This window comes from Acetobacter sp. UBA5411 (genome assembly GCF_002409645.1).
Taxonomy (GTDB): Bacteria; Pseudomonadota; Alphaproteobacteria; order Acetobacterales; family Acetobacteraceae; genus Acetobacter.
On the sequence record NZ_DHNR01000009.1, the window covers coordinates 21507 to 45246 of the forward strand.

Consider the following 23740-nt stretch of genomic DNA (forward strand, 5'->3'; position numbering starts at 1 on the left):
ATTGCCGCGAAGGTCATCGACTGCATCTGTTAATTCATAGCGCAGCGCATTCAAACCTGAGGACGATAAAAGAGGCGGCCCCTTTGCCAAAAAGATCTGACATCTCTCTGCGGAGTGCTACGGCTCTGTCATGCTCTCGATCGATAATTTGGCCTTCTGCAATCATATTCAGAATACTGGGGCGACCTCGTGACACGTCGTCTTTGACGAACCAAGCCAACGTTTCGCGATCATGAACGAAAGCCTCGATGGGCATATCTCCTACGACGAAGCTCTCTCGGTATGCGGCTTCGAGATGATCGTAGATGACAACGAGATCTATATCAGAAAGATAAGTACCTTCGCCGCGCATGATCGAGCCCGCGACATAAGCGAAGGATGCCGCCTCATAGCGTGCCCGGAACACGCTTTTTGCTGTCGCGAGGGCTTCAGCCGGACTAGGATAGTAACAGTCTGCCATGGGCAGATATTCGACCGGGTTCCGCAGGTAAGCAATAGAAAATGAATGTCCACCATGTAGGCGAGAACAGCCGGTCGGACTTATCGCCTCGCGGCCACGTGTCCACGACGAAGAACGCAATCTTTCGTTCTTAAACAGACTGGTAATCAGATCATTCAACCTGATCACGAAATTGGCTAGGAGGACTGCCGAGAGTCTTGCGAAATGCAAACGCAAACGCGGATGCCGTGGAATAACCAAGTGCGTGCGCAATCTCTCCGACTGGCATGCCTGATGCCAGCATGCCAACGGCGGCCTGCATCTGCACCTGCCGACGATAGTGGCTGAAGCTCATGCCGGTCTCGACTTCAAACAACCTAGCCAGCGTCCTACTGCTGGCCCCAGCCACATCCTGCCATTCGGATAGTGACCGGCCGTCCGCCGGAGAGGCCATCAGCGCATCAGTCACACGCTGCAGCCTTGCATCTGAAGGACGCGGTACACCCAGAGGTTCGGAGTGTGCCAATGCGATCTGGTCCAGCAGCACCGCCACCATGCGCGACGCCGGTGAAGGAACGGGATAATCTGATGGGCATCTGGCAACCGCATCAATCAGTTCCTGCAACAGCGTTGTAAGGGCGATGATGCGACAGGCTGGCAGAAAATCCCGGCACATCTCCGGCGCAATCAGCACGGCACGCAGCCTGCTTTCCTTGGGGCTGTGAACGGCATGTACAACACCCGGTGGCAGCAGGAGCGCCCGGCAGGGGGGCACCAGCCACTGGTTATCTTCGGTGGTGACACGGATCACGCCATGCGTGGTTGCCAGAAGTTGCCCGAGATCAGCGTGACAATGAGGTTCGACATCCGCAGCTTCCACATGATGCTCCGCATGCACGCGCACTGGACGTAGCTCTGTGGGAGGTGTGCGATCAGCAAGACTGCTGGCCTGCAAGGATCGGAATTGCTTCATCTGGCATATTTTCGACAGTTTATGGCATCCTGTCGAGCGCAGGGTAAAAAATCAGCCTGTATAGCAGAGGGCATGACACGTTCCGCGAAAACGCTTCTGCCCTGGCTGATGATCTTCGGTGCCGGTATCTGCCTGCGTATCGGAATTGCGTCCCTCTCTCCCATCCTCGACCGGATCGAACGTACTCTTGCCATCTCCAACGCCGAACTGGGCTTGCTGACCACACTTCCCGTCCTGTGCATGGGCGGCCTCTCCCCGCTCGGGCATAGGCTGGAACGGCGACTTGGCCTGAGACGCTCCATGATAATGGCATTGGCGCTTCTGACGATCGCCCTGCTCCTCCGCCTCGACGGTGGCAGCTATGGAGTGCTGCTTTTCACGGCCGTCGGGGTAGGCGTGGGCGACGCGATCATCCGGCCACTGCTATCGGGTTTCATCAAGGGTGAGTTTGCCTCCCGCACACCGGCAGCCATGAGCGTCTATGCTGCCAGCATGGGCGTGGGATCGGCCGTGGCCGCTTTCGGAACGCCCCGCATCAGTGACGTCACCGGGAGCTGGCCGCTGGGGCTGGCTGTCTGGGCGCTTCCCACGGCACTTGCCGGGTTTTGCTGGATACTATGGCGTGAGGATATTGCTGCGCCTGCGCGCTCCGCGTCACAGCCCTCTCTCACGATCAGCCGGAACGGCATTCTTGGACTGACGCTGTTCTTCGGTCTTCAGGCTGGGATCAATTACGTCGCAATAGCGTGGCTGCCGTCCCTGTATGGTGCCCTGGGCTATTCTGACCATACTGCAGGGCTTCTTGTCGCCATCATGATGCTGTTCCAGACGAGCATCAGTTTTTGCATGCATGTCATCATGCGCGCTCTAAAACTTACAACCATCAAGGCAGCTCTGGCTTTTTCCGGCCTCGCCATTTTCGGTACGTTCAGTCTGTTGGTTGCAAAGCCGGTGCCATGGCTGGCACCTCTGATGATCGGGATTGCGACGGGAGGCCTGTTCCCGGTAGCGCTCCTCCAGCCTCTGGATTTTGCGCGCGATAGATCAGAGGCGACACGGCTGGCTGGGCTAACCCAGACGGGCGGCTATCTGCTTGGCGGTATCCTACCGTGGATTACAGGTCTGCTGATTGATCAGATCGGCGTTGCCCCAGCACTCCTGACATTGCTGACTGGCAGCGCTGGCCTGCTTACCGTGGTTACGGTGCTGATCCAGCGCACTTATCAGAAATGACATAGCCCGCCACGACTGTCTGCTTTCCAATCCATTCTGGAATGATCTGAATGTCCTAGATGAAGGCGGAAGCGAACATTCATTAACCACAGGGCCACTTTCTAAACAGTTTTTCGCGTGCCTGATGAGACCGAAAACTCCATACCCCATACCCGAGCAGCACGAGATAGGCAGGAACGGCGAGCACCAGAAAAGCAGTCTGAACACCTATATACGGCTTGATCAGAACGAAAATCTGCGGGGTGCATGCTCCCCCTGAAAACATCATAACCAGTAGAGCCGACGCAAGAGGCACGTGCCGCCCCGCGTTCTGTATCGCCATGGGAAATAGGGCGGGCATGATCATGGCATTGGCCAAGCCGAGAAGGGCGACGCACAGGACGGACACATAACCTGTTGTCAGATATGCAGCGACGGCGAAGAGAATGCCGCCCACGCAGGACAACACCATGCATCGTTCCTGTGAAAGAACATGCGGGACAAGGCAGAGGCCTGCGGCATATCCGCTCATCATCGCAAAAAGAGTGAAAGCGGTGAAAAACCGCGTCTGGTCGAGAGGCATGCCGAACGCCTGCCCATAGGTTCCGATCGCGTCGCCTGCGAGAACTTCAATGCCGACATAAAGAAATGTCGCCAGCATCCCGAAACCCAAGCGCGGTGTGATGTGAAAACCGGGTGATGACAGTGCAAGAGGTTCAGGCGGGTCCATATCAGGCAGATTGGATAGAAAGACCGCGCAGGCAGCCACACCTAGAAGTGCCGCCATACCAAGATACGGCCAGTAAATAGCATTGGTGAAACCGGCGAGTATAGCCTCACGTTCCGCCACGCTGGCAGCGTGTTGTGCCTGTTCGGCTACTCCGCTGATATTGTGCATGACCATGGCGGCCAGAACGATCGGCGCGAGGATGCCTGCGAGTTTGTTGCACAGTCCCATGATGGCGATACGCTGGGCCGCCCGGTCGTGCGGGCCAAGCAGACTGACATAGGGATTGACCGTTACCTGAAGCAGGGTGAGGCCTGCGCCGATGACCATCAGTCCGCCAAGTGCGCCGGGATAGGAGCGCAGCACGACACATTGTCCGAACAGGGCGCTTCCGGCCCCCATGACGGCCAACGCCAGAGCGAGACCGCTTTTCAGGCCTGTGCGACTGGCGATGCGGGCAGCAGGCAGGGCAAAAAGAAGGTAGGCGATATAGAACGCCAACGGTACAAGAAATGCGCCGATATCTGAGAGAGAGAAAGCCACTCTCACAAAGGAAATCAGTGGACCGTTCAGCCACGTGACGAAGCCGATCAGGAAGAACAGGCCGGCGGTGCTAAGCAGAGGTGTCCAGCCAAATGATCCGGCGGGACAGCGGGATAGAGGGAGTTTTGGTGAGTGGAGCGGGCTGGGCACGATGGCAGGGTTTCCGGTGGCTTACAGAAAGATTAATTTTGCGTTAAAAACAATAGATTCTATTGCTTTATCAGTATTACGATAGGCTTGGCTCGATAGAGGATGAGATCAGTAATGCGCTGCAACAAGGTAATTTGAAAGCGCTGCATTGTTGTTAGCAGAATCTTTCAGTCATGAAATAATTTTGCCTCATTCAGTAAGGATTTTCCGGCACTGAGCGTGATTCGAACAGTAGCGTCGTGAAAGAGTGATGAAGATGAAAAATCGATTTCTTGTGACAGGCGGAGCTGGCTACGTTGGTAGTCACATGGTTTTGGCTCTACTCGACGCAGGCCACGAAGTCACGGTTTTCGACAGTCTGAGAACTGGACATCGCGCCGCTGTTCCGGATGGAGCGCGTTTTGTTGAAGGTGACCTCGCGGATCTGCCGCTGCTCGACAAGGTTCTGGCAGACGGCCCGTGGGATTGCGTCTTTCACTTTGCAGCGCTTTCTCTGGTGGGGGAAAGCATGCAGAAGCCCATGATGTATATGTCGGCCAATGGCGGGCTGGGCTTTGGCCTGATTGACGCCTGCGTGCGTCACGGCGTGAAGAAGTTCGTGTTTTCCTCGACAGCCGCGCTGTTTGGTTCAGCGGGTGACAAGCTGATCGACGAGGATACCCCTGTGCATCCGGGGTCAGCCTATGGCGAAAGCAAGCGGGTTGTGGAGCAGGCGCTGTACTGGGCCGACAGGATTCACGGTCTGCGCAGCGCATGCCTGCGATATTTCAACGCAGCAGGGTGCGATCCGCAGGGGCGGGCAGGCGAGGATCACAAGCCGGAAACGCATCTCATGCCGTTGGTGATTGACGCTGCCTTGGGACGCCGGGATTCTCTTACGTTGTTCGGACAGGATTACCCGACGCCTGACGGAAGCTGTGTGCGTGACTATATTCATGTCACCGATCTGGCTCAGGCGCATCTTGCCGTTCTGCCGCTGCTTGATGAGAAAAGTGTCACGTTCAATGTGGGTACCGGCAAGGGAAACTCAAATCTGGAAGTGATTCAGGCTGTGGAGCGTGTCAGCGGCAAACCAGTGCCTTGGAAAGCTGGGCCGCGTCGTGCCGGTGATCCGCCGATGCTTGTGGCCAGTCCAGCGCGCATCATGAAGGAAACCGGCTGGAAGCCACGTTTTACGGACCTGAATGAAACAGTCCGGACGGCTCTGGAGTGGCGCATCGCTCATCCTCATGGCTATGCGGACTGACTTGTGAATTCCGCCAGCCAACAGACCGATATAAAACTGATTAAAGCGGCTTCCGCCGTTCGGGAGCGTGCCTACGCTCCCTATTCCGGCTTTAAAGTTGGAGCAGCGTTACGTTGCGACGACGGTCAGATTCATGTCGGGTGTAACGTCGAAAATGCGGCTTATCCTGAGGGGATCTGTGCGGAAGGCGGAGCCATCGCGGCAATGGTGGCTGCTGGCGGTCGAAAGATCGTGGAGATCGTCGTGTGTGGTGGCGGAAGCGGCCCCTGCACTCCATGCGGTGGGTGCAGACAGAAGCTGCGTGAGTTCGGTGCTCCCGGGATGCCGGTCTATATGACTGATCCGGAAGGGCAGGTGCTGCTGGTGAAGACACTCAGTGAACTTCTGCCTGATAGTTTCGGTCCGGAAAGTCTGGATTGAAAATCTGCATAAATAACCCGGACATCCAGCTTATCGCCGGATGTCCGGGCTTTGTGGCGTGCAATTCTGGAGGAAGGGTTTCCTCCGTTTGAAATGCTCTCATGCAATAAGGACAAACTACCGGAGAAACTTTTAAGAATGGGTAAATTTCAGCAGACGATTTTATGTTTCAAAGGTTTTCGAAAGTATTTCCCACTCTTTACGGGAGTCGTCTTCTCCCTGCTGACGTCCGTTTCCGGGCCATCCTCTCATGCAGCCATCCCGCAACGTCCGGGGATCGGACAGACAGACCATCGTCAGGCTGTCGACATGGCCTCGTTGCCGTGGAGCGCTATTGGTCGGGTTCAGACGGAACTGGGGAGCCGTTGCACAGGTTTTCTGGTTGCGCCGACTGTCGTTGAAACGGCGGCGCACTGCCTGTTCCTGCCTAAAACGGGCCGATACATTCAGCCGCACGATGTTCACTTTCTGAGGGCCTACAGCAAAGGCCAGTATGCCGCTCATGCACGTGCGATTCGACTGCTGGTTCCACCGGAATATGACCCTCGCAACGAATCCCGCACAGCAGCCTTTGACCGGGCGACCCTGTTTCTGGAAGCGCCCGTAGCGACCATGAAAGATGTGCTTGCCGTCTCGGATCGCTTGCCATCACCGGGAACTGATGTGGTGCTGGGTGGCTATGAGCAGGATTTCAGTGAAATTGTGCGTTCCGACATGGGGTGCCGAACAGGTGCGCTCATGGTGGATGGAGGCGGTAAACCCTTGGTTACGCATGACTGTTCCGCCACCCGAGGCAGCAGTGGCGCGCCTCTACTCAGTTTTCAGGATGGGCGGTGGACTGCTCTTGGCGTGCAGGTTCTGGCCAATTACGGGGTAGGCGGTGCGGCGGCACCGTTATTGCCTCTGGTGGCGGACGGTGGCGGGGGGCAATGATCACACCGCATCGTGATATACGCTTTTCGCATCTTACTTATTATTTTAATTGTTAAATAGAGCAGAGCAGACGAGCATGTCTGAACTGGGGCGCAACAGAAGGACGCCTCATTATCAACTCCATTTAGTTGGGGAGTCTCTGTTATGGGTCGTCTAGCCAATCCTGGCCCTCTCGGTCTCGCCGGTTTCGGAATGACCACAATTCTGCTCAATGTCTGTAATGCCGGTTTCGTGCCGCTGAATTCTTCAGTGCTGGCCATGGGACTGGCGTTTGGCGGCTTCGCCCAGATGTGCGCGGGAATGCTGGAATATCCGAGGGGCAATACTTTCGGTCTTACCGCTTTCACATCCTATGGGGCGTTCTGGATCTCTCTGGTGCTGCTGATCTTCCTGCCGAAATTCGGTCTTGTCGCATCCGCGACACCCGGTGCGATGGCGGCTTATCTCGGCACATGGGGTATTTTCACGGCCTTCATGTTTGTTGGCACGCTGAAAGCAAACCGCGTTCTGCAGTTCATCTTTGGCTCACTGACTGTGCTGTTCGCCCTGCTGGTCGCAGGGGAAATGACGGGCAATGCGACCATCACGCACTTTGCAGGTTTTGAAGGCCTGATCTGCGGTGCCTCCGCCCTGTATCTCGCCATGGCGGAAGTGCTGGAAGAGCAGTTCGGACACCCGATCCTGCCAACCGGCGCACAGCACCTGCCAGTTGTGTCGACCAGTCCAGTTCATTCTGTAAGAGTAGCTGCTGAATAAAGAAAGTTTCACCAATTAAAAAAGGGCGGCTGCGTAACAACAGTCGCCCTTTTTGTATGAATAAGCCGATCAGACAAATCGTCCCGGCGCACCGCGTTGCAGCACTTCGATCCGATACCCATCCGGGTCAGCGACAAAGAAGAACTGCCCGATCAGACGGCCTTCATTCTTCAGTTCCTTGACCGGCTCCGGCTTCAGACCTTCCTTTTCAAATCGTGCATGTTCGGCCTTGATGTCGCCAACCGAAACAGCGAGATGCCCGTATCCATCGCCACGATCATAAGGACGATCGCGATCATGATTGACGGTCAGTTCCAGCTCAAAGGTCTGCTCGTCGTTTGACAGATAGATCAGCGTGAAACTGTCGAACACAAACCGATCCGCAACATGCAGACCAAAAGCCTTTTCATAAAATGCCAGTGACGCCTTTTCGTCCCTGACCCGGATCATGGAATGGATCATCTTTGCCATGGAGCGTTTCCTGTCTGTTGTTTGCGGGTGAATGAACCCCTGTAATCAAAGGTCCGGAATGTCGAAAGCCTGCAATTCCAGAAACTCGCGATAGGGACCATCACGGCGTTCAAGCTCTGAGGGAGAACCGTCTTCCACGATCTTGCCTTTCTGCATCACGACAATGCGGTCAAAATCCTTCAGAGTGGACAGGCGATGCGCAACGGCGATGACGGTGCGCCCCTGCATCAGCCGGTGCAGGGCTTCCTGAATGTGATGCTCACTTTCGCTGTCGAGAGCGCTGGTCGCCTCGTCAAGGATCAGGATAGGCGCGTTACGCAGGAAGGCGCGGGCAATGGCGAGACGCTGGCGCTGGCCTCCCGACAGTTTCACGCCACGATCACCGACTTCTGTCGCAAAACCTTCCGGTAGCGCCATGATGAAATCAGTACATTCTGCGGCTTCCGCTGCCGCCCGGACATCATCGTCAGAAGCGCCGGGTGTGCCATAGCGAATATTATCCATAACGGATCGGCGCAGCAGGGAAACATCCTGCGGCACGACGGACATGCAGCCTCGCAGGGCTTTTTCTGACAGATCGAGGATATTCACGCCATCGATCATGACAGCGCCATCCTGCACATAACGCTGCCGCTGAAGCAGCGCGAGAACCGTGCTTTTGCCGGAACCGGAACGTCCGACAAGGCCGACACGCGTGCCGGGCGCAACATGCAGATTGAAATGCTCCAGCACATTGGGGCCAGTCGGATAATGAAACACCACATCCTGAAAGGACACTTCGCCCTTGGGAGGAGTGGGGAAATCCCGGGCGTCGGCCCGGTCGTGCATTTCATGGGGAATAAGGATTGTTGAAAGCGTCTCTCCCAGCCGGGCCGTATGCTGCACGGTCTCCACGAGAGCGACGGCCAGATCGCGCGTGCCGTGCAGGATCATGAAGCCGAGACTGACCACCATGACCACATCGCCAACCGTTGCGGCGCCGACCTGCCACAGCCAGACAATCCAGACGAGCAGGCCCGCAGTCAGAATGGCCGTCAGAACCGCGTGGACAAGACGCAGGATTTCCATGTTGCGCAGGGAAACACCACGCACCGCCATTTCGCTATCGAGCAGTCCAGCCAGTCGTGTTCGCTCAAATCCAAGCATGCCGAAGGTGCGGACCAGCGGCAGATTGCCGACCACGTCCTGCATTTCCCCGTCAATATTGGCTGCTGACCCGGCATAGGACGAGTGCAGCTTCTTGCCACCCCGCGCCATGCGGAACATCAGGGCGGCCAGTGTGAAGGCAAGGGCAGTGATGACGCTGCCCATCAGGGGACTGACGCTGATCATCAGGCCGATCGAAAGCAGGACATTCAGGCACGGCGGCAGGATGTTCCACGCCAGCAGGCTTTCAAGCGTGAAGGAGGCGTTGCCCGCCGTGGAAATGCGGGCCGCCAGAGCCGCCGGCATACGGTCGGAGAAATAACCCGTGGAGTGACCGGTAAGATAACGGAACAGATCTCGGCGCACATCGCCTGTAACGGCCACAAACGTCTTGGCCGCATACCAACCTGCAACGCGCCAGGACAGATTATCCACTGCGATGATGCCAGCCAGCCAGATGACGGCAATCCAGACCGGTCGCACGGAAGTGCCGGCCTTATGCTGGTTCATCGTGTCCACCAGATGTCTGATGGACGAAGAAGAGAAGACGGCGCAGGAAACAGCGAGGCCTACAAAGCCAAACACCATGACATGCGGAAAGGCGCGGTTTCGTGCATAGCGCATGAGAAAACGCACGGGATGACCAGCATATTGCGGAAGATCTGTATCGGGGACAGTGATCTCGCTGTCGTTACTCACGCGGCTCGGCTCATGCGTCATCTGTCCTGTCAACTTTTGGGTGAGTTTAAGCGTTTGTGCCATGAGTGAAAAGCTCACACAGCAATACGGAAATCGTATGTCCTGTAGCGTTTAAAGTCGGTGAAGCCGGAAAGGTTCACTCTGATCCGGATGTAGAGTGCCTGTAGAACAACAATAAAGATGCGGAGTTACCGGTCATGCGTATCGCCCAGATTGCCCCGCTCCACGAAGCCGTTCCGCCCAAGCTCTATGGTGGCACAGAACGGGTGGTAGCTTTTCTTACCGACGAACTGGTCAAAATGGGGCATGATGTCACCCTGTTCGCCAGCGGTGACAGTGTGACATCAGCAACGCTGGAGGCGGTGTGGCCCCGGGCATTGCGACTTGATCCGGCCATCCGTGATCCGATTGCGCCGCACATGCTGCTCATGGAACGCGCAGCACAGCGCGCCGATGATTTCGATATCCTGCATTTCCATATGGATTACTGGCCGTTTACCTATTTCAGCCGTCAGAAAACGCCTTTCGTGACGACCATGCACGGCCGGCTTGATCTGATGGAACTCCAGCCGGTTTTCGACGCCTTTCCACAGGTGCCGATCGTCTCCATTTCCGACAGCCAGCGCCGACCGTTGCCACAGGCGCGTTACGCCGGAACCGTCCTGCATGGATTACCTGAACATCTGCTGACGCCACAGCCTGGCCCCAGAGACTATCTCGCTTTTCTGGGACGTATCTGTCCCGAAAAAGGGATCGATAAAGCCATTCGCATCGCCCGCGCTGTCGGTATGCCGCTGAAAATTGCGGCCAAGGTGGACAAGGTTGATGTCGAATATTTCGAGCGCGACATCCTGCCGATGCTTGGAGATGGCGTCGAACTCGTCGGCGAGATCAATGATACGCAGAAATCGGCTTTTCTTTCAGGTGCACGCGCCCTGCTGATGCCGATCGACTGGCCCGAGCCCTTCGGGCTGGTCATGATCGAAGCCATGGCCTGCGGTACGCCGGTGATCGCTTTCCGTCATGGCTCCGTGCCGGAGGTCATTGAGGATGGTGTGACAGGCGCTATCGTCACCAATGAGAAAGAGGCTATTGCGGCGTATCCCCGTGTCGAAAAACTCGACCCCGCCAGTATTCGACGTGAATTCGAGAAACGCTTCACAGCGCGTCGCATGGCGGAGAATTATCTGGCCATTTACCAGACACTGATTGAAGAACGGTCTGGAAAGACCAGTCGTCAATAATGTCGGTTCTGAACAACGCCAACCCTGTGCAATAACAGGAGCCAGACATGAGGAAGCCCGGCTTGCTCCACGGGGAGGCTTACCGCAAGGTTACGCCTCTGCGTCGGAGAGCTGGCGCTTATAGACAAGACGGGACGGGATGATCATGAAAAGTCGCCATATCTGGCATCCTCTGAGCTGGTTCTACAAGGACCGGCACCGTGACGATTCCGCTCCCGTTACGCCAAGCTGGCTCGACAAGTTCAATGATCGTCTGGCGATCCGGATGACCATCATTTTCGGCAGCATCTGGTGCGTCTATGCCTTCATGTTGTTTTCCCTGCTGCCGGTTTTCAAGCCGGAATGGCAGGGAGGGCTGCTCTATGTCAGCAATTCCATACAGCTCGTGGCGCTTCCGGCCCTGATGGTGGGCAGCGCCATTCTTGCGCGCGGCAATGATCAGCGGGCTGCAGAAGATCATGCGGCTCTTATCGAGATCCTCAGCGATGTGCGTGAAGAGGTCACTCGTCTGCGCACGATGACGGCGAACATTGCCCAGCAGGAAACACAGAATAGCGAAAGACCGACTGATCTGGTTTCCATTTCCAATGATGCGGTTATTTCCGTGAACGAGCCGGAACCCCCGACGGGCGGAGGGACCAAGGCTGGTGCCTGACAGACGGATCAGGTTCCGAAAAGATGCAGCACAACTTCCCTTTGGTGCGGCGCGCGACGATGCTCGAAAAGGTAAAGGCCCTGCCAGATACCAAGAGCTGGCTCGGAATCAATGACCGGGATGCTGAGGCCGGATTGCGTCAGCATTGTCCGCAGATGGGCGGGCATGTCGTCAGCTCCTTCCGTGGAATGTCGGTACCGGCCGTTTTCTTCCGGAACGAGCGTTTCGAAAAACGTGGCGATATCGGCGCGCACCGTGGAATCCGCATTTTCCTGTACGGTCAGAGAGCAGGATGTATGCGGACACCAGAGCGTCAGTAGTCCTGTGAACACGCCTGTCTCGCGCACCCAGTCCAGAACGGGCCGGGTAATGGGAACAAGCCCCTTGCCCTGCGTTCTGAACGTCAGGCGATGGGTATGCTGTTTCATGGTCTGTCTCCCTGTCAGGCCGGTCGGATGGTGAAGGTCAGAAAGACCTGTCCACCCCGTTGGCGGGTCTGTGGGTTGCTTGTCGGAACGGCTTTCCTTCTGACCACCGAAACGGCCCGTGCGGCGGAAAGTCTGGACTGGCTTGCTGACCCCGGTGGCTGGAGCGGTCTGAAGAAACAATGGCAGAAAGCCGGTGTCGATGTCAGCATCGAGGATGTCGAGGAACTCTGGTCCATTCCGACAGGCGGGGCCTTGCCCTCCCAGCACTATGTCGGTCTGACGGATGTGGATGTCGTGCTGGATCTTGCAAGACTGGGTGGTAGCAGCGAACGCGACGGAGCCTGGGGCAAATTCGAGGTCAGCGCTCTTGATCTCAGAGGAAAGCCTTTCAGTAACTATCCCTTGTATGCGTTCAATCAGACATCATCCAGCGAGGCGGACCCTAACCTGCGGCTGTATGAACTGGCCTACAACTGGACCAGTGCAGGCGGACATATCGACACGCGGATCGGCAAGCTCGACCTGAGCCAAGACTTCATGGTCAGCACGACGGCGCAGACTTTCCTGAATGCGTCGTTTGGCTGGCCGATGCTGCCGAGTAACAACCTCTACGGACAGGGACCGGCTTCTCCCGTCGCCACGCCGGCAGTCCGTCTGCGGTACGCTTTCTCGAAAGGGTGGCAGGCCCAGCTCGCCGTGGCGGATGATAACGGCACCGGGGCAAAGTCTTTCATCAACAATACCGATCCATGGAACCAGAATCAGGATCCGGGCGGCACACATTTCAATTTCAAAACCGGTACGTTCGTGATCGGTGAAGTTGCGCATAACGTCAATCACGATGGGAAGTCGGGGACATACAAGGCCGGCTTCTATGTCGATACCGGGCGCTTCCCGTTGCAGGCCAATCAGGATGTCAGTCGCCGTGGCAACTGGGAAGTCTATATGGTTATGGACCATACGCTCCTGAAGAATAGAGGAGCGGGCGAACTGCGCGGGTTCGTGCGGTGGGAATATACGGGGCTGGCCGACCGCAACCAGATTTCCTCTTCGCTGGATGCGGGCCTCGTTCTCGATGGTCCTTTTCATCGCTCCGGTGACAATGTCGGGATTGGCTTTGGTTACGCGGCTCCCAGCCATTACCTGATGCTTCAGCGTCCGGATGGCTCGGAGCGGCATCACGGTAATGAATACCATCTGGAACTGACCTACGCTGCTCAGGTTCTGCCGTGGCTTGTGGTGCAGCCGGATGTGCAGGGACTCATCAATCCCAGCGGCGGAGCTTATGACGACGGCAAGAAAGTTAAGTCCGCGCTGATCTTCGGTCTGCACATGGATGCGTCTTTCTGATCATCGAAACCGCGGCAATGTTTTCCCGTGCTGTGCAGAGACGGACGTGATGTGGCACAAGGCGGTCCCTGATCTCGATAATGCGCAAGGAACGGCATGATCACGCGCCTCTTTCCTGTCTGGGCCGTGCTGTTTTCTGGCGCGGCGCTTGTCTGGCCGACAGTTTTTACATCGTATGTCTGGGCCGTTACGTCTCTGCTGGCGTTCATCATGGTCACGATGGGCGTAACGCTTACGCCCGGTGACTTTCTCCGCATTGCGCGCAAGCCCAAGGCGGTTATTGCCGGGATCGGGCTGCATTACCTCGTGATGCCGTTGGCCGCGTGGCTGATCGCGACAATGCTGTCCATGCCGGAAGATCTGAAAACCGGCATGGTTCTGGTCGGCTGCGTCGCCAGCGGTACGGCGTCCAACGTCATCATCTATCTGGCAGGTGGCGATGTGGCGTTGTCAGTCAGTATCAGCATGGTCTCGACGCTGGTCGGGATTGTCGCAACGCCGCTGCTCACCCGCCTGTATCTGTCTGCCGATGTGGCCGTTGACAGCTGGGGGCTGTTTCGCAGCCTGCTGATGATCGTGGCGCTTCCGCTTGTCGGCGGACTGGCGATCAACACGTTCTTTCACAAGACGGTTCGACAGATTGAACCAGCTCTGCCAGTTGTGGCCATGCTGTCGATCCTACTTATCATTGCAAGCATTGTCGCCAGCGTGAAACCGTCGCTGGCAGCGGTTGGTCCGCTCGTGCTGGTCGGTGTCATTCTCCACAATGCGACCGGTTTGCTCGGTGGCTACTGGGGCGGGCGTCTGCTGGGGTTTGATGAGGCGGTTTGCCGGACACTGGCCATTGAGGTTGGAATGCAGAATTCCGGCCTCGCGGCGACGCTGGGACGGCTTTACTTCGCACCTCTCGCGGCCTTGCCGGGAGTGATCTTTTCAATCTGGCACAATATTTCCGGCTCCATTCTGGCGGGCTACTGGAATGCGCATCCGGCCAGAAAAAGAGCGGAAAATAACTGAAAAAGTCGTGACTAACGCCGTTTTAGCGCAGGCCAAGCCCTGATTTCAGGCCCGCTACATCCGTCTGCATTTCAAATCCGGGATGACCGGGCTGAAAAAGCATGGATGATGAGAGTGGGCCTGTCACAACCGGATCAAAACCGGCCGCTTTTACAAGATCTTCCACACGCTGAACCGAAGCCACGTCATCTCCAGCTATTGGGATGGCCAGCCGGGGAGGCGTTCTGCCTGCCTCGGATGCCAGAACACTCATGTCGATAGAGTTGAAACCACGCACGATATGCGCGCCGGGGAAATAGCGCTGCGTGGTCAGTCCGGCACCGTCCTTGTCAGCAATGGAAGCGATAGAACCGTCACGGAACGGATAGAAATTGGTGGCGTCCAGAACGGTCTTGCCTTGAAGCAGAGGCGTCAGTTTTTGTCCGATGTCCGGAATGGCGCGATAGGGGACAGCAAGCAGCACGACCATTCCAAATTGGGCGGCCTCTTCGGGCGTGCCTGCGGAGGCGTTCGGTCCAAGGCTGGCGGCCAGTTCTTTGGCGTTGCGCATATTCTGAGCTGAAAACATCACCCGATAACCAGCTTTGATCCACAAACCACCAAGCGTGCTGGCGACATGGCCTGCTCCAATAATGCCGATTGTCGGGAGAGCATCTGCTGCACGGACATGCTTTCCGGTCGTGGTAAGACCGGAAACCACTGTCAGGCCAGCCAGAAGAACGTGACGTCTTTTCATGATCGGCATCATCCGTTTCTCTCTCCACTATCCGGATTTTTGAGACCGAAAACGGGATCCGACTGAGGAAAGGGCAGGGTGGTCAGGCGGCTTAGCTGTTCGGGCGTAGGTGCCTGCCGGACAATGTCGAAGCTTTGTTCGGGGGGATACGCGCCGACCACAAGAAAATCATCATCCGAAGACAGTTTCATGTGCCCGGTTCCTGCTGGCAGCAGAGCAATATCGCCAGCACGGACTTCGACCTGTCGTCCATTGGGACCACCAAGCATCAGGTGCGCCGAGCCACCTGCAAAACCGAGCACTTCATGCCCTTCTGTATGATAGTGGTGAAAGGAATAGACCCCATTCCGCCATTGGGGTGGCCAACCGTTCTGCTCGAAAAGATTTTCAAAGTTTGCGGCAGGGTCTGGCCCGTCGATGGAAAGGGCATTGCGATAGAGAACGACCGGCAGTTTCTGGTTGTTCGGAACCCAGTCATTTTTCTGAAGCAGAAAACTTTCGGTTCTGACAGGTGTGGCGGCTGCCGCTGACCGCACACCGCCTTTCCCCAAGGAAAGGCCCATTCCCGCCAGAATGGAATTGAAGACACGCCGTTCCATGTCGGTCACTCCCGCTCTGAATCCGGAACGCCAACATGACGCGCTCAGTTCATGGCCACCAAATCAAATAATATTGTCAGGCGGGAGCGGGCTGAGACTGACTGCGGGCTTAGCCCTGTTTGACTTCGCCGGGCGTTTCGTGCGGGCGGGGAGTGATGGGAACGCTTTTCGGATCGATATTGCGCAGGAAGCGTTCCGCCAGAGCACCGTAAAGCGGCTGTTTGCAGATCATCTTGGAAACACCGAAAGCCAGAAACGAGCTGGCGAGCAGGGCAAGCGTCACCTGCTGATTGTCGCACATTTCCATGACGATCACGGTCGCTGTCAGTGGAGCCTGCACGACTGCAGAGAAATACGCCACTGTGCCGAGGAGAACCACTGCACCGGGCGTCGTATGCGGCAGGAACTGGGCGACCCAGCCGCCCATGCCCGCGCCCACGGACAGGGAAGGCGCGAACAGTCCACCAGGAATGCCGGAGCAGTAGGATACGATGGTGGCGATGAATTTCAGCACGAAATAGGAGGCAGGATAATGCTCTTCGCCGTGGATGATCGAGCGGGCCTGTGAATAGCCGGTGCCGTAAGTCATGCCGCCGGACGCCAGTCCGATGAGCGCCAGCACAAAGCCGCACAGGGCTGCGAAGGCAATTGGACGCTCAGCCACAAAACGTCCGGCTCGACCCGGCAAACCCTTGGAAGCGCGAATCAGAATGGCGGAAAAAGAGCCGCCGGTTACGCCTCCAAGGAGCCCGCAGGCGATCACTGCCAGCCAGCTTACACCAAGCGGCACAACGGAATCCGTGTGTCCGAAGTAGCTATAGTTGCCCATCAGTGCGATTGCCGTGACACCGGCCAGCACCACACCCGCAAGAACCACACCGCTGGTTCGCTGTTCGAAGGAGTGGGCGAGTTCCTCAATCCCGAACACGATACCGGCCAGCGGCGTATTGAAAGCGGCGGCCACACCGGCAGCGCCACCCGTCAGTACGAGTGCACGGCGTGATACGAGCTCTCCCATATTGAGATACCGCCCTACGGCGTTCATGATGGCGGCACCGATCTGTACGGTCGGTCCTTCACGGCCGATAGACGCGCCTGCCACAAGCCCAAGACAGGTCAGCCCGACCTTGGCCGCAGCGATCCTCAGCGAGAGAATACGATCCACAAGCTTCTGGTCGGAAAGATGCATACAGGCGATTGCCTGCGGAATGCCGGAGCCCTGTGCGCCGCGGAAAAAGGTGCGTGTCAGCCATATAGATAGTGCCAGCCCGCCGGGTGTGACGATCAGCATCAGCCAGGGACTATAGGAGATGATGAGATTGCGCAGATGCGCGGCCTGATCAGCAAGCGTCGCAAAAGTGATGGCTGCTAGCCCGACGATAATCGAGCCACCCCAGAATATCAGTTTCCGTCGCCATTCAGCCGTAGTGATGCGGGCTGTATCGCGGAAATGTCGGATGCGGCCGGAGTGGGAAGCCATCGTGTATTAGTCAACTCATGTCTTGCGGCAGAAGTCCGGGTTCGACTCTACACAGTAAAAGGTCTTCGTCAGGGCTTACGCCCGACGCCTGCCTATTCCAAGCGCAAACCCACCCAATGGTTCCATTCCGGCAAGCCGGTGTGAGATTTTAATAACACCTTGTGGCGTGTGCGAGGACAATACCGCTGTTCTTGGCCTTGTGTTCCGGTTCGACGTGAATGTTGATCACGCAGCGTCCAAGCTCATTGCGGAGACCTGCTTCGATGCGGTCGCAGATATCGTGCACGACAGCGACCGTCATGGTGCCCGGGACCACCAGATGAAACTCGATGAAGGTGATTGCTCCGACTTCGCGGATGCGGATGTCATGCGCCTCAAGAGCGCCGATGGCTTTTTCCGCGATGACCTCGTTGAGCTTGGCCAGCGTCGCTGAGTCAGGGGCCTCATCCATCAGGCCAGAGACGGATTGACGCAGCATCTCCCAGCCCACTCGAAGGACGTTGACGGCGATGAGCGCCGCAATGGCCGGATCGAGCCAGTGCCATCCGGTGAGCGGGATCAGGGCAAGCCCCGCCACCAGACCAAACCCGGTCCAGACATCGGAAAGCACGTGCTGACCACCGGCGACCAGTGCAGGAGAGCGGATACGCCGACCGATGCGGAGCATGGTCAGACCCCATGCCAGATTGACGGCGGTGGCTACGCCATTCAGAGCTAGCCCGAACCACGGAGCGCCAACATTCTGGGGGTGGACAAAACCTTCGTATGATTCACGGGCGATCAGGAGTGCGGTCACCAGCACCATGGCGCTCTCGATGATCGCTGAGAGATACTCCGCCTTGTAATGTCCGTAGGTGTGATTGTCGTCCGCGGGTCTTTCCGCGAGATGAATCGCCCACAGTCCACCGATTGCGGCAGCGACATTGATGACGGTTTCAAGAGCATCAGATTTCAGGGCGATGCTGCCTGACACCGACCATGCGGCATATTTCAGTCCGAGAGCGACAAGACTGACGCCGAGACTGACCCACGCAATCAGGTTCTTGCGCCGCTCGATCGTCTGCCCTTCCGATTCAGACACGGTCTGCCCCTACGCAGTTGACGTTACACGCTTCGGTTTCAATCTGGATGGTCGTATGGATGATGCCAAAGCGTGTGCGCAGCATTTCATTGGCAGAGTCCAGAATTCTCTGATCATTTCCGTCATCGGTCGTCCGGACCAGATGCGCTGTCAGGGCTGTTTCCGTGGTGCTCATCGCCCAGACATGCAGGTCGTGCAGGTCGGTGACACCGGGAAGGGCGCGGAAGAACTCATCAATTTCGTTCATGTCGATCCCCTTGGGGACCGCATCGAGCGCCATATCGAGCGAATCCCGCAGCAACGACCACGTTGTCAGGACAATCAGCGCTGAAATGAGCAGACTGATGGCCGGATCAAGCCATTGCAGCCCCGTCAGCAGGACCAGCCCGCCAGTTATGACCACGGCCAGCGACGCCAGCGCATCGGTCGCCATATGCAGGAAAGCCCCGCGAATATTGAGGTCGTTCTTCTGCCCCTTCATGAGCAGAAGCGCTGTGCCGCCATTCACGAGAATACCGAGAGCCGCCACGACCATGACAGTCCAGCCGGAAACGGTTTCCGTGGGATAAAGCAGCCGCAGAACGGCTTCCCATGCGATGCCGCCGGTGACCAGAAGCAGGATCACGGCATTGGAAAGCGCTGCAAGAATGGAGGAGCGACGCAGCCCATAGGTATAGCGCGCCGTCGGGCTTTTTCTCGCAAGGCTGTGGGCCAGCCAGGCGGCTCCCAGCGCGAGAATGTCGGACAAGTTGTGTCCGGCATCGGCCAGCAGCGCGAGGGAGTGTGAGAGAACACCCCATATGGCTTCAATCACCAGATAGGCGCTGTTGAGCACCATGCTGATGGCGAAAATCCCACCGAACGTATCAGGCGCATGATGATGGTGGCCGAAAAGACCGTGATCATGGTCGTGATGATCATCGTGTGCGTGGTCGTGTCCATGATCATGCCCGCTGCAACTGCTCCCATGATGATCGTGAGCATGCGCTGAATGGTCGTGATCCGTGTGATCATCATGGCTGTGATCATGGTCGTGGGTGTCGTGCGAACACTCTGAGCCGTGCATGGAAGCATCGCCCCCGTTTTTCTCTGGCGGGGTCAGGAGCAGAGATCCTTCATGCTCTCGGACGGAAGGCTCACATTTTTTGCCTTCAGTACATCACGCACAATACGCAGAGATTGCGCCAGAACTTCGTCGGCAGTCAGCGTGTCCGTCTCGATCTTGATAGCGTCCTCCGCCATACGCAAAGGGGCTGAGGCGCGGGTGCTGTCGGCGTGGTCTCGCTCAATGAGCGCGATTTCAACGGTGCGTACACGCTGGTCCCGGTCAGACGCGTCATCAGTGCCGCCGTTCTGGATGTAGCGTCGGACAGCGCGGGCATATGGGCTGGCGGTGATGAAGAGCTTTACATCGGCATCCGGAAAAATGACCGTGCCAATATCGCGGCCATCGAGCACGGCACCATTCTTGCGCGCAAACAGGCGCTGCATGTCGACAAGAGCCTGACGAACGGCATTGTCGCGTGCAACAAGGGAGGCAGCTGCATCGACATCCGGTGTGCGAAGATCAGTGCGTTTCAGGTCAGCCAGCGACAGACCGCGTGCGATACTTTCTCCGGACGTTGAAGCGGGATCAAGCCCGGCATTGATCATCAGTCGCGCCACGGCCCGATACAGCAGGCCGGTATCGAGATGTGGCAACCCCAGAGCTTCAGCCAGACGCTTGGAAAGGGTGCCTTTTCCGGCCGCTGCCGGACCATCCACAGCAATGATGGGCGCCGATCCTGTCACCGGTCTTGTCATGGAGAAACATCCTTTGATCTGGTGCTGCTTTGTGGCGCGATACGCGGACAGGACTCTGGCGTCAATCTGCCTGTGAAACGGCGAGCCGCCTTCGTGGTGCGTTTATATCGAGGCTTTTTCGCTGCTGCCACGTTGAAATCAGAATTTTTGAGCGATCAGCTCAGAAGAGCGTCGTTCAATTGAAACTACGATGTCAGAGACCACATGAGGTGCAGACAGGGAGAGGCGTGTGGGACGTACACTGATAACCGTTGGTCTGGCGATTGTTCTGGTCGGAGTGTTGTGGCCTTATCTCCACAAACTGCCGATTGGACGACTGCCGGGTGATATTCTGATCAGACGTCAAAATTTTACCCTGTATATGCCGCTCGCAACCGGACTTGTTCTGAGTGTTCTGCTGTCCTTCATCCTCTGGCTTGTAAGGCGCTGATCTCTGGTCGGAGCGAGGAAGGGCTGATAGGGATAAACAGGCAGACAAGAGACCGATTTTCAGGTTGGGAAGACAATATGATGATCGCCAGCGATCATGGCCTGTCACGATGAGCAGTGAAGATGCAAAAAGCGCGACTACCTGCGTGACAAAAGTTTGGCCGTGGCGCTTTCGCTGGCGGGCTCTCGCCTTGTGTGGCGCTCTGGCGGCCTGTCAGGCATCGCCGGTCGTCAGCACCAAACCGACGCCTCATACATTGGTGTATAGCTACATGATGGCGCATGGCATGGCGCGTGGAGCCGTGATGTCAGGTGGGATAACACCCCGCAGGCTCACTGAAATCATCGTACTGGATCATGAGGCGTTACTGGCCGTTGCACGGGAAGAATCGTTGCCGAGTGAGAGCAACATGCGGGCGGCTAACAAGGCGATCGAGCAGTTGATCGCAACGACGACGCCGGTAGATGGTGCGCCGACCTCTCCGTCATCCGACACAAAATCGGCCGCCGGAGGGCCGTGAAGCGTATCAGTGAGAAAAGGTTTTTCTCACTGATACTGCAATATTCTCTCAGATTTCCTGTTTCACCGCAGGACGCGTGTCCTTGCGCAGACGCTTTTCACCCAGAAGAAGCAGTAGTGGCGCGGCGATGAAGATCGAGGACGATGTGCCGACCACGATGCCGAACAGCATCACCCATGCAAATCCGGACAGACTTGCGCCGCCGAAGAAAGCCAGTGGCAGGGCTGCCAGAAAGACCGTGGTGGATGTGCCCAGCGTGCGGCTCAGGGTTTCGTTGATGGAAAGATCAAGCAGTTCCCGTAGCGGCATGGTGCGATAGCGCCGCAGGTTCTCACGGATACGGTCATAGACCACCACCTTGTCGTTGGTGGAGTAGCCCAGAATAGTCAGGATCGCAGCGACCATCACAAGGTCGAACTCGAAGTGGGTCAGCACGAGGAAACCGACAGTCTTGGTCAGATCGAGCACCAGCGTCACGACCGCTGAGAGAGCGAACTCCCACTCAAAGCGGAACCAGATATAGGCGAGAATCATCAGCAGGCTGATGCCGAGCGCCAGCAGACCGTTGCGGAACAGTTCGGCGGACACGGACGCGCCGACCGCATCGGCCCGCACGATGGTCGCACCCGGCTGCGCCTCGGTGATGGCGTGGCGGACTTCATCGACAACCGCATTAGTGTTCGTCTGCTCGTTCGCACCCAGCCGGATCAGTACGTCATCGGGACCACCAAAGGCCTGCACACCGTCAGTCTTGAGATTGTGCGCCGTCAGTGCGGTCCGGATTTTGCCGAAATCCGCCGGGCCATTCGTCTTGGCTTCCACAACGATGCCGCCCCGGAAATCGAGACCAAGCGTCAGGCCGGGATGGAAGAACAGGATGACCGAAGCCAGCGACAGCACGGCGGAGGTTGCCAGTCCGACAAACCGGCCACGCATGAAGTTGATATGCGTATCCTTGCGGACAAAGCGCAGGAGGGGACGTCCGAACATGATGCGCCTCTCAGACCGGAAGAGTGGACGGACGGGTGAGGGCATACCAGCGCACCATCAGCATCCGAGAGAGAAGAAGGGTGGAGAACAGCGTCGTGGCGATGCCGATCGTGATCGTGAGAGCAAAGCCGCGCACGGGACCGGTTCCAAACACGAACAGCATGACGTGCGCCAGAAAGGCTGTGGCGTTACTGTCCAGAACTGTGGCTGTGGCGCGTTCGAAACCGGCCTGCATGGCGGCCAGTGGTGTGCGACCACGTTTCAGTTCTTCACGGATACGCTCGATGATCAGGATGTTGGCGTCTACCGCCATACCGAGGGTCAGCAGCATTCCGGCCATGCCGGGAAGCGTCAGTGTCGCCCCGAACAGCGACAGAATGGCCAGCATCAGCACAAGGTTGGCGAACAGGGCGACGTTCGCATACCAGCCGAAGCGGCCATAAAACAGCGCCATGAAGATGATCACCAGCACAAAGCCGACCAGCAGGCTGAGCGCTCCGGCCCGGATGGAGTCAGCGCCCAGCGATGGACCGATCGAGCGTTCTTCCACGACTGTCAGCGGGACGGGCAGGGCTCCAGCGCGCAGCAGCAGGGCCAAATCTGTCGCCTGATGGGCATCGAAATTACCGGTGATGATGCCACTGCCACCGGTGATGGCCGTGCGGATCACTGGCGCTTCAATAATCTTGTTATCCAGAACGATCGCAAAGCGACGTCCGACGTTGGCCTGCGTCACGTCACCAAAGGCGCGGGTGCCGACTGAATCCAGCGAAAAGCTGACAGCCCAGCCTCCTGTCTGTTCGTCCGTCGTAGCACCGGCGTTGGTGAGGTTCACGCCATCAACATCGACATGATTATGCACCGCGAGCGTGCTGTCCGGATGATCGGACAATGGCAGCAGTGTGTCGCCGGGAGGGGCGATCAGCGTGCCCGGCGGAAGTTCATCGACAAGTCGGAACGTCATCTTGGCTGTGGTGCCGAGAAGAGCCTTTACGCGCTCAGGGTCGCTGATGCCCGGAAGCTCGACGACGATACGGTCTTCACCCTGCCGCGTGATCTGGGGATCAACAGCGCCGGTGGCGTCGATACGGCGTCGGACGATTTCGATGGCCTGAGAGACGGCATCATGTGTCCGGACCCGCATGGCGCCGCTGTCCAGCGTTATGGCAATGGTGTCGTCAGGGCGGGTGGTGACTGAGAATTCGTTGGAAACCGTGCGAGGCAGATCTTCCAGCACTTTCAGATCCCGGTCCTTCTCCGAAGGATCGCGGGGCTGAAAGGTGATTTCGGCCTTGTCCGGATTGATCGCAATGTTGCGATATCCAAGGTTGGCGCTGATCAGAGACTGCCTGAGTGAGTCCGACAGGCTTTGCAGCCGATCATGCGTCAGGGATGAAAGATCGACCTGTAGGAGAAGATATGAGCCTCCCCGAAGATCAAGCCCGAGATGAATCTCTGGCCAAGGGATGGACGCCGCAGGTTTGCGGACAAAGTTGGGCACGCAGAGCAGAGCGCCAAGCAGGCACACCGCGGCCACGGAGAGCAGTTTGATCCGGCTGTAATACATCATTGCGTAGGCGACCGTTCTCCGTCTTGTCCGAAACAGGGAGCTTCTGCGAAGGCAACTGCCCCATTCTTGCTTCGTCCGGTACGTCTTTAGAAAAGCGGGCGGAAGATGCAAGGCATCGGAAA

Annotated in this window: 25 protein-coding genes; 11 read left to right on the forward strand and 14 right to left on the reverse strand. The window is 57.4% G+C overall.

Annotated features, from left to right (window positions below):
• Window positions 1–34: 34 nt before the first annotated feature.
• Window positions 35–460 carry a nucleotidyltransferase domain-containing protein gene (locus tag B3759_RS03110; RefSeq protein ID WP_291363536.1) on the reverse strand — a complete coding sequence of 142 codons (426 nt, stop codon included), beginning with the start codon at window positions 458–460 and terminating at the stop codon, window positions 35–37.
• Between the two features lie 151 nt (window positions 461–611).
• Complete coding sequence (locus B3759_RS03115; RefSeq protein ID WP_291363538.1) at window positions 612–1412, reverse strand: AraC family transcriptional regulator; 801 nt, start codon at window positions 1410–1412, stop codon at window positions 612–614.
• Between the two features lie 72 nt (window positions 1413–1484).
• On the opposite strand from B3759_RS03115, the gene B3759_RS03120 reads away from it, so the two are divergent.
• Window positions 1485–2645 (forward strand): CynX/NimT family MFS transporter, encoded by a 1161-nt coding sequence (locus B3759_RS03120; RefSeq protein WP_291363540.1) that lies wholly within the window; start codon window positions 1485–1487, stop codon window positions 2643–2645.
• 82 nt (window positions 2646–2727) lie between these two features.
• On the opposite strand, the gene gluP is transcribed toward B3759_RS03120, so the two are convergent.
• Entirely contained in the window at window positions 2728–4044 is a 1317-nt protein-coding gene (gene gluP / locus B3759_RS03125; RefSeq protein ID WP_291363542.1) for a glucose/galactose MFS transporter, read from the reverse strand.
• Window positions 4045–4300: 256 nt separating this feature from the next.
• On the opposite strand from gluP, the gene galE reads away from it, so the two are divergent.
• The 4 genes from galE (at window position 4301) to B3759_RS03145 (ending at window position 7399) form a co-directional block, all read left to right on the forward strand.
• A complete protein-coding gene (gene galE / locus B3759_RS03130) occupies window positions 4301–5290 on the forward strand; it encodes a UDP-glucose 4-epimerase GalE (protein WP_291363544.1) in 990 nt (329 codons plus the stop codon).
• Window positions 5291–5293: 3 nt separating this feature from the next.
• Complete coding sequence (locus B3759_RS03135) at window positions 5294–5710, forward strand: cytidine deaminase (RefSeq protein ID WP_291363546.1); 417 nt, start codon at window positions 5294–5296, stop codon at window positions 5708–5710.
• 138 nt (window positions 5711–5848) lie between these two features.
• Window positions 5849–6643 (forward strand): trypsin-like serine peptidase, encoded by a 795-nt coding sequence (locus B3759_RS03140; RefSeq protein ID WP_291363548.1) that lies wholly within the window; start codon window positions 5849–5851, stop codon window positions 6641–6643.
• Between the two features lie 144 nt (window positions 6644–6787).
• Window positions 6788–7399, forward strand: coding sequence for an acetate uptake transporter (locus B3759_RS03145; protein WP_291363550.1), 612 nt, complete (start codon window positions 6788–6790; stop codon window positions 7397–7399).
• A gap of 69 nt (window positions 7400–7468) precedes the next feature.
• On the opposite strand, the gene B3759_RS03150 is transcribed toward B3759_RS03145, so the two are convergent.
• A complete protein-coding gene (locus B3759_RS03150) occupies window positions 7469–7870 on the reverse strand; it encodes a VOC family protein (RefSeq protein WP_291363552.1) in 402 nt (133 codons plus the stop codon).
• A 45-nt stretch (window positions 7871–7915) separates the two neighbouring features.
• Window positions 7916–9736: an ABC transporter ATP-binding protein gene (locus B3759_RS03155; protein WP_291363703.1), complete on the reverse strand. Its 1821-nt coding sequence runs from the start codon at window positions 9734–9736 to the stop codon at window positions 7916–7918.
• 176 nt (window positions 9737–9912) lie between these two features.
• Here B3759_RS03155 and B3759_RS03160 point away from each other — a divergent pair, with 176 nt between their 5' ends.
• Both B3759_RS03160 and B3759_RS03165 read left to right on the forward strand, forming a co-directional pair.
• A complete protein-coding gene (locus tag B3759_RS03160; RefSeq protein WP_291363554.1) occupies window positions 9913–10959 on the forward strand; it encodes a glycosyltransferase family 4 protein in 1047 nt (348 codons plus the stop codon).
• A gap of 139 nt (window positions 10960–11098) precedes the next feature.
• Entirely contained in the window at window positions 11099–11614 is a 516-nt protein-coding gene (locus tag B3759_RS03165) for a hypothetical protein (protein WP_291363556.1), read from the forward strand.
• 8 nt (window positions 11615–11622) lie between these two features.
• Here the strand turns inward: B3759_RS03165 and B3759_RS03170 are convergent, their stop codons facing one another.
• Window positions 11623–12042 (reverse strand): secondary thiamine-phosphate synthase enzyme YjbQ, encoded by a 420-nt coding sequence (locus tag B3759_RS03170; RefSeq protein ID WP_291363557.1) that lies wholly within the window; start codon window positions 12040–12042, stop codon window positions 11623–11625.
• Between B3759_RS03170 and B3759_RS03175 the strand changes: the two genes are divergently transcribed.
• The gene (locus B3759_RS03175) at window positions 12031–13392 is read left to right on the forward strand and encodes a carbohydrate porin (RefSeq protein ID WP_291363559.1); all 1362 of its coding nucleotides are present in this window, start codon (window positions 12031–12033) and stop codon (window positions 13390–13392) included. The genes B3759_RS03170 and B3759_RS03175 overlap by 12 nt on opposite strands.
• 96 nt (window positions 13393–13488) lie before the next feature.
• A complete protein-coding gene (gene panS / locus B3759_RS03180) occupies window positions 13489–14409 on the forward strand; it encodes a ketopantoate/pantoate/pantothenate transporter PanS (protein ID WP_291363561.1) in 921 nt (306 codons plus the stop codon).
• A 22-nt stretch (window positions 14410–14431) separates the two neighbouring features.
• Here the strand turns inward: panS and B3759_RS03185 are convergent, their stop codons facing one another.
• The 6 genes from B3759_RS03185 to B3759_RS03210 all read right to left on the reverse strand — a co-directional run bounded on the left by B3759_RS03185 (window position 14432) and on the right by B3759_RS03210 (window position 20108).
• Window positions 14432–15157 (reverse strand): NADPH-dependent F420 reductase, encoded by a 726-nt coding sequence (locus B3759_RS03185; RefSeq protein ID WP_291363562.1) that lies wholly within the window; start codon window positions 15155–15157, stop codon window positions 14432–14434.
• The gene (locus B3759_RS03190; RefSeq protein ID WP_291363564.1) at window positions 15154–15744 is read right to left on the reverse strand and encodes a cupin; all 591 of its coding nucleotides are present in this window, start codon (window positions 15742–15744) and stop codon (window positions 15154–15156) included. Before B3759_RS03190 ends, B3759_RS03185 begins: the two co-directional genes overlap by 4 nt.
• A 109-nt stretch (window positions 15745–15853) precedes the next feature.
• Window positions 15854–17224, reverse strand: a complete 1371-nt coding sequence (locus B3759_RS03195) for a chloride channel protein (RefSeq protein WP_291363566.1) — start codon at window positions 17222–17224, stop codon at window positions 15854–15856.
• A 148-nt stretch (window positions 17225–17372) separates the two neighbouring features.
• Window positions 17373–18305, reverse strand: coding sequence for a cation diffusion facilitator family transporter (locus B3759_RS03200; protein WP_291363568.1), 933 nt, complete (start codon window positions 18303–18305; stop codon window positions 17373–17375).
• Entirely contained in the window at window positions 18298–19371 is a 1074-nt protein-coding gene (locus B3759_RS03205) for a cation diffusion facilitator family transporter (protein WP_291363570.1), read from the reverse strand. The genes B3759_RS03200 and B3759_RS03205 overlap by 8 nt, the downstream gene beginning before the upstream one ends.
• Window positions 19372–19403: 32 nt before the next feature.
• On the reverse strand, window positions 19404–20108 hold the full coding sequence (locus B3759_RS03210) for a (d)CMP kinase (protein ID WP_291363572.1): 705 nt from the start codon (window positions 20106–20108) through the stop codon (window positions 19404–19406).
• Between the two features lie 229 nt (window positions 20109–20337).
• Here B3759_RS03210 and B3759_RS03215 point away from each other — a divergent pair, with 229 nt between their 5' ends.
• Window positions 20338–20538, forward strand: coding sequence for a DUF2905 domain-containing protein (locus B3759_RS03215; protein ID WP_291363574.1), 201 nt, complete (start codon window positions 20338–20340; stop codon window positions 20536–20538).
• A gap of 109 nt (window positions 20539–20647) precedes the next feature.
• Window positions 20648–21058, forward strand: coding sequence for a hypothetical protein (locus B3759_RS03220; protein WP_291363576.1), 411 nt, complete (start codon window positions 20648–20650; stop codon window positions 21056–21058).
• A gap of 48 nt (window positions 21059–21106) precedes the next feature.
• On the opposite strand, the gene secF is transcribed toward B3759_RS03220, so the two are convergent.
• Complete coding sequence (gene secF / locus B3759_RS03225; RefSeq protein WP_010667746.1) at window positions 21107–22048, reverse strand: protein translocase subunit SecF; 942 nt, start codon at window positions 22046–22048, stop codon at window positions 21107–21109.
• A 10-nt stretch (window positions 22049–22058) separates the two neighbouring features.
• Window positions 22059–23615, reverse strand: coding sequence for a protein translocase subunit SecD (gene secD, locus B3759_RS03230; protein WP_010667747.1), 1557 nt, complete (start codon window positions 23613–23615; stop codon window positions 22059–22061).
• Between the last annotated feature and the right edge of the window lie 125 nt (window positions 23616–23740).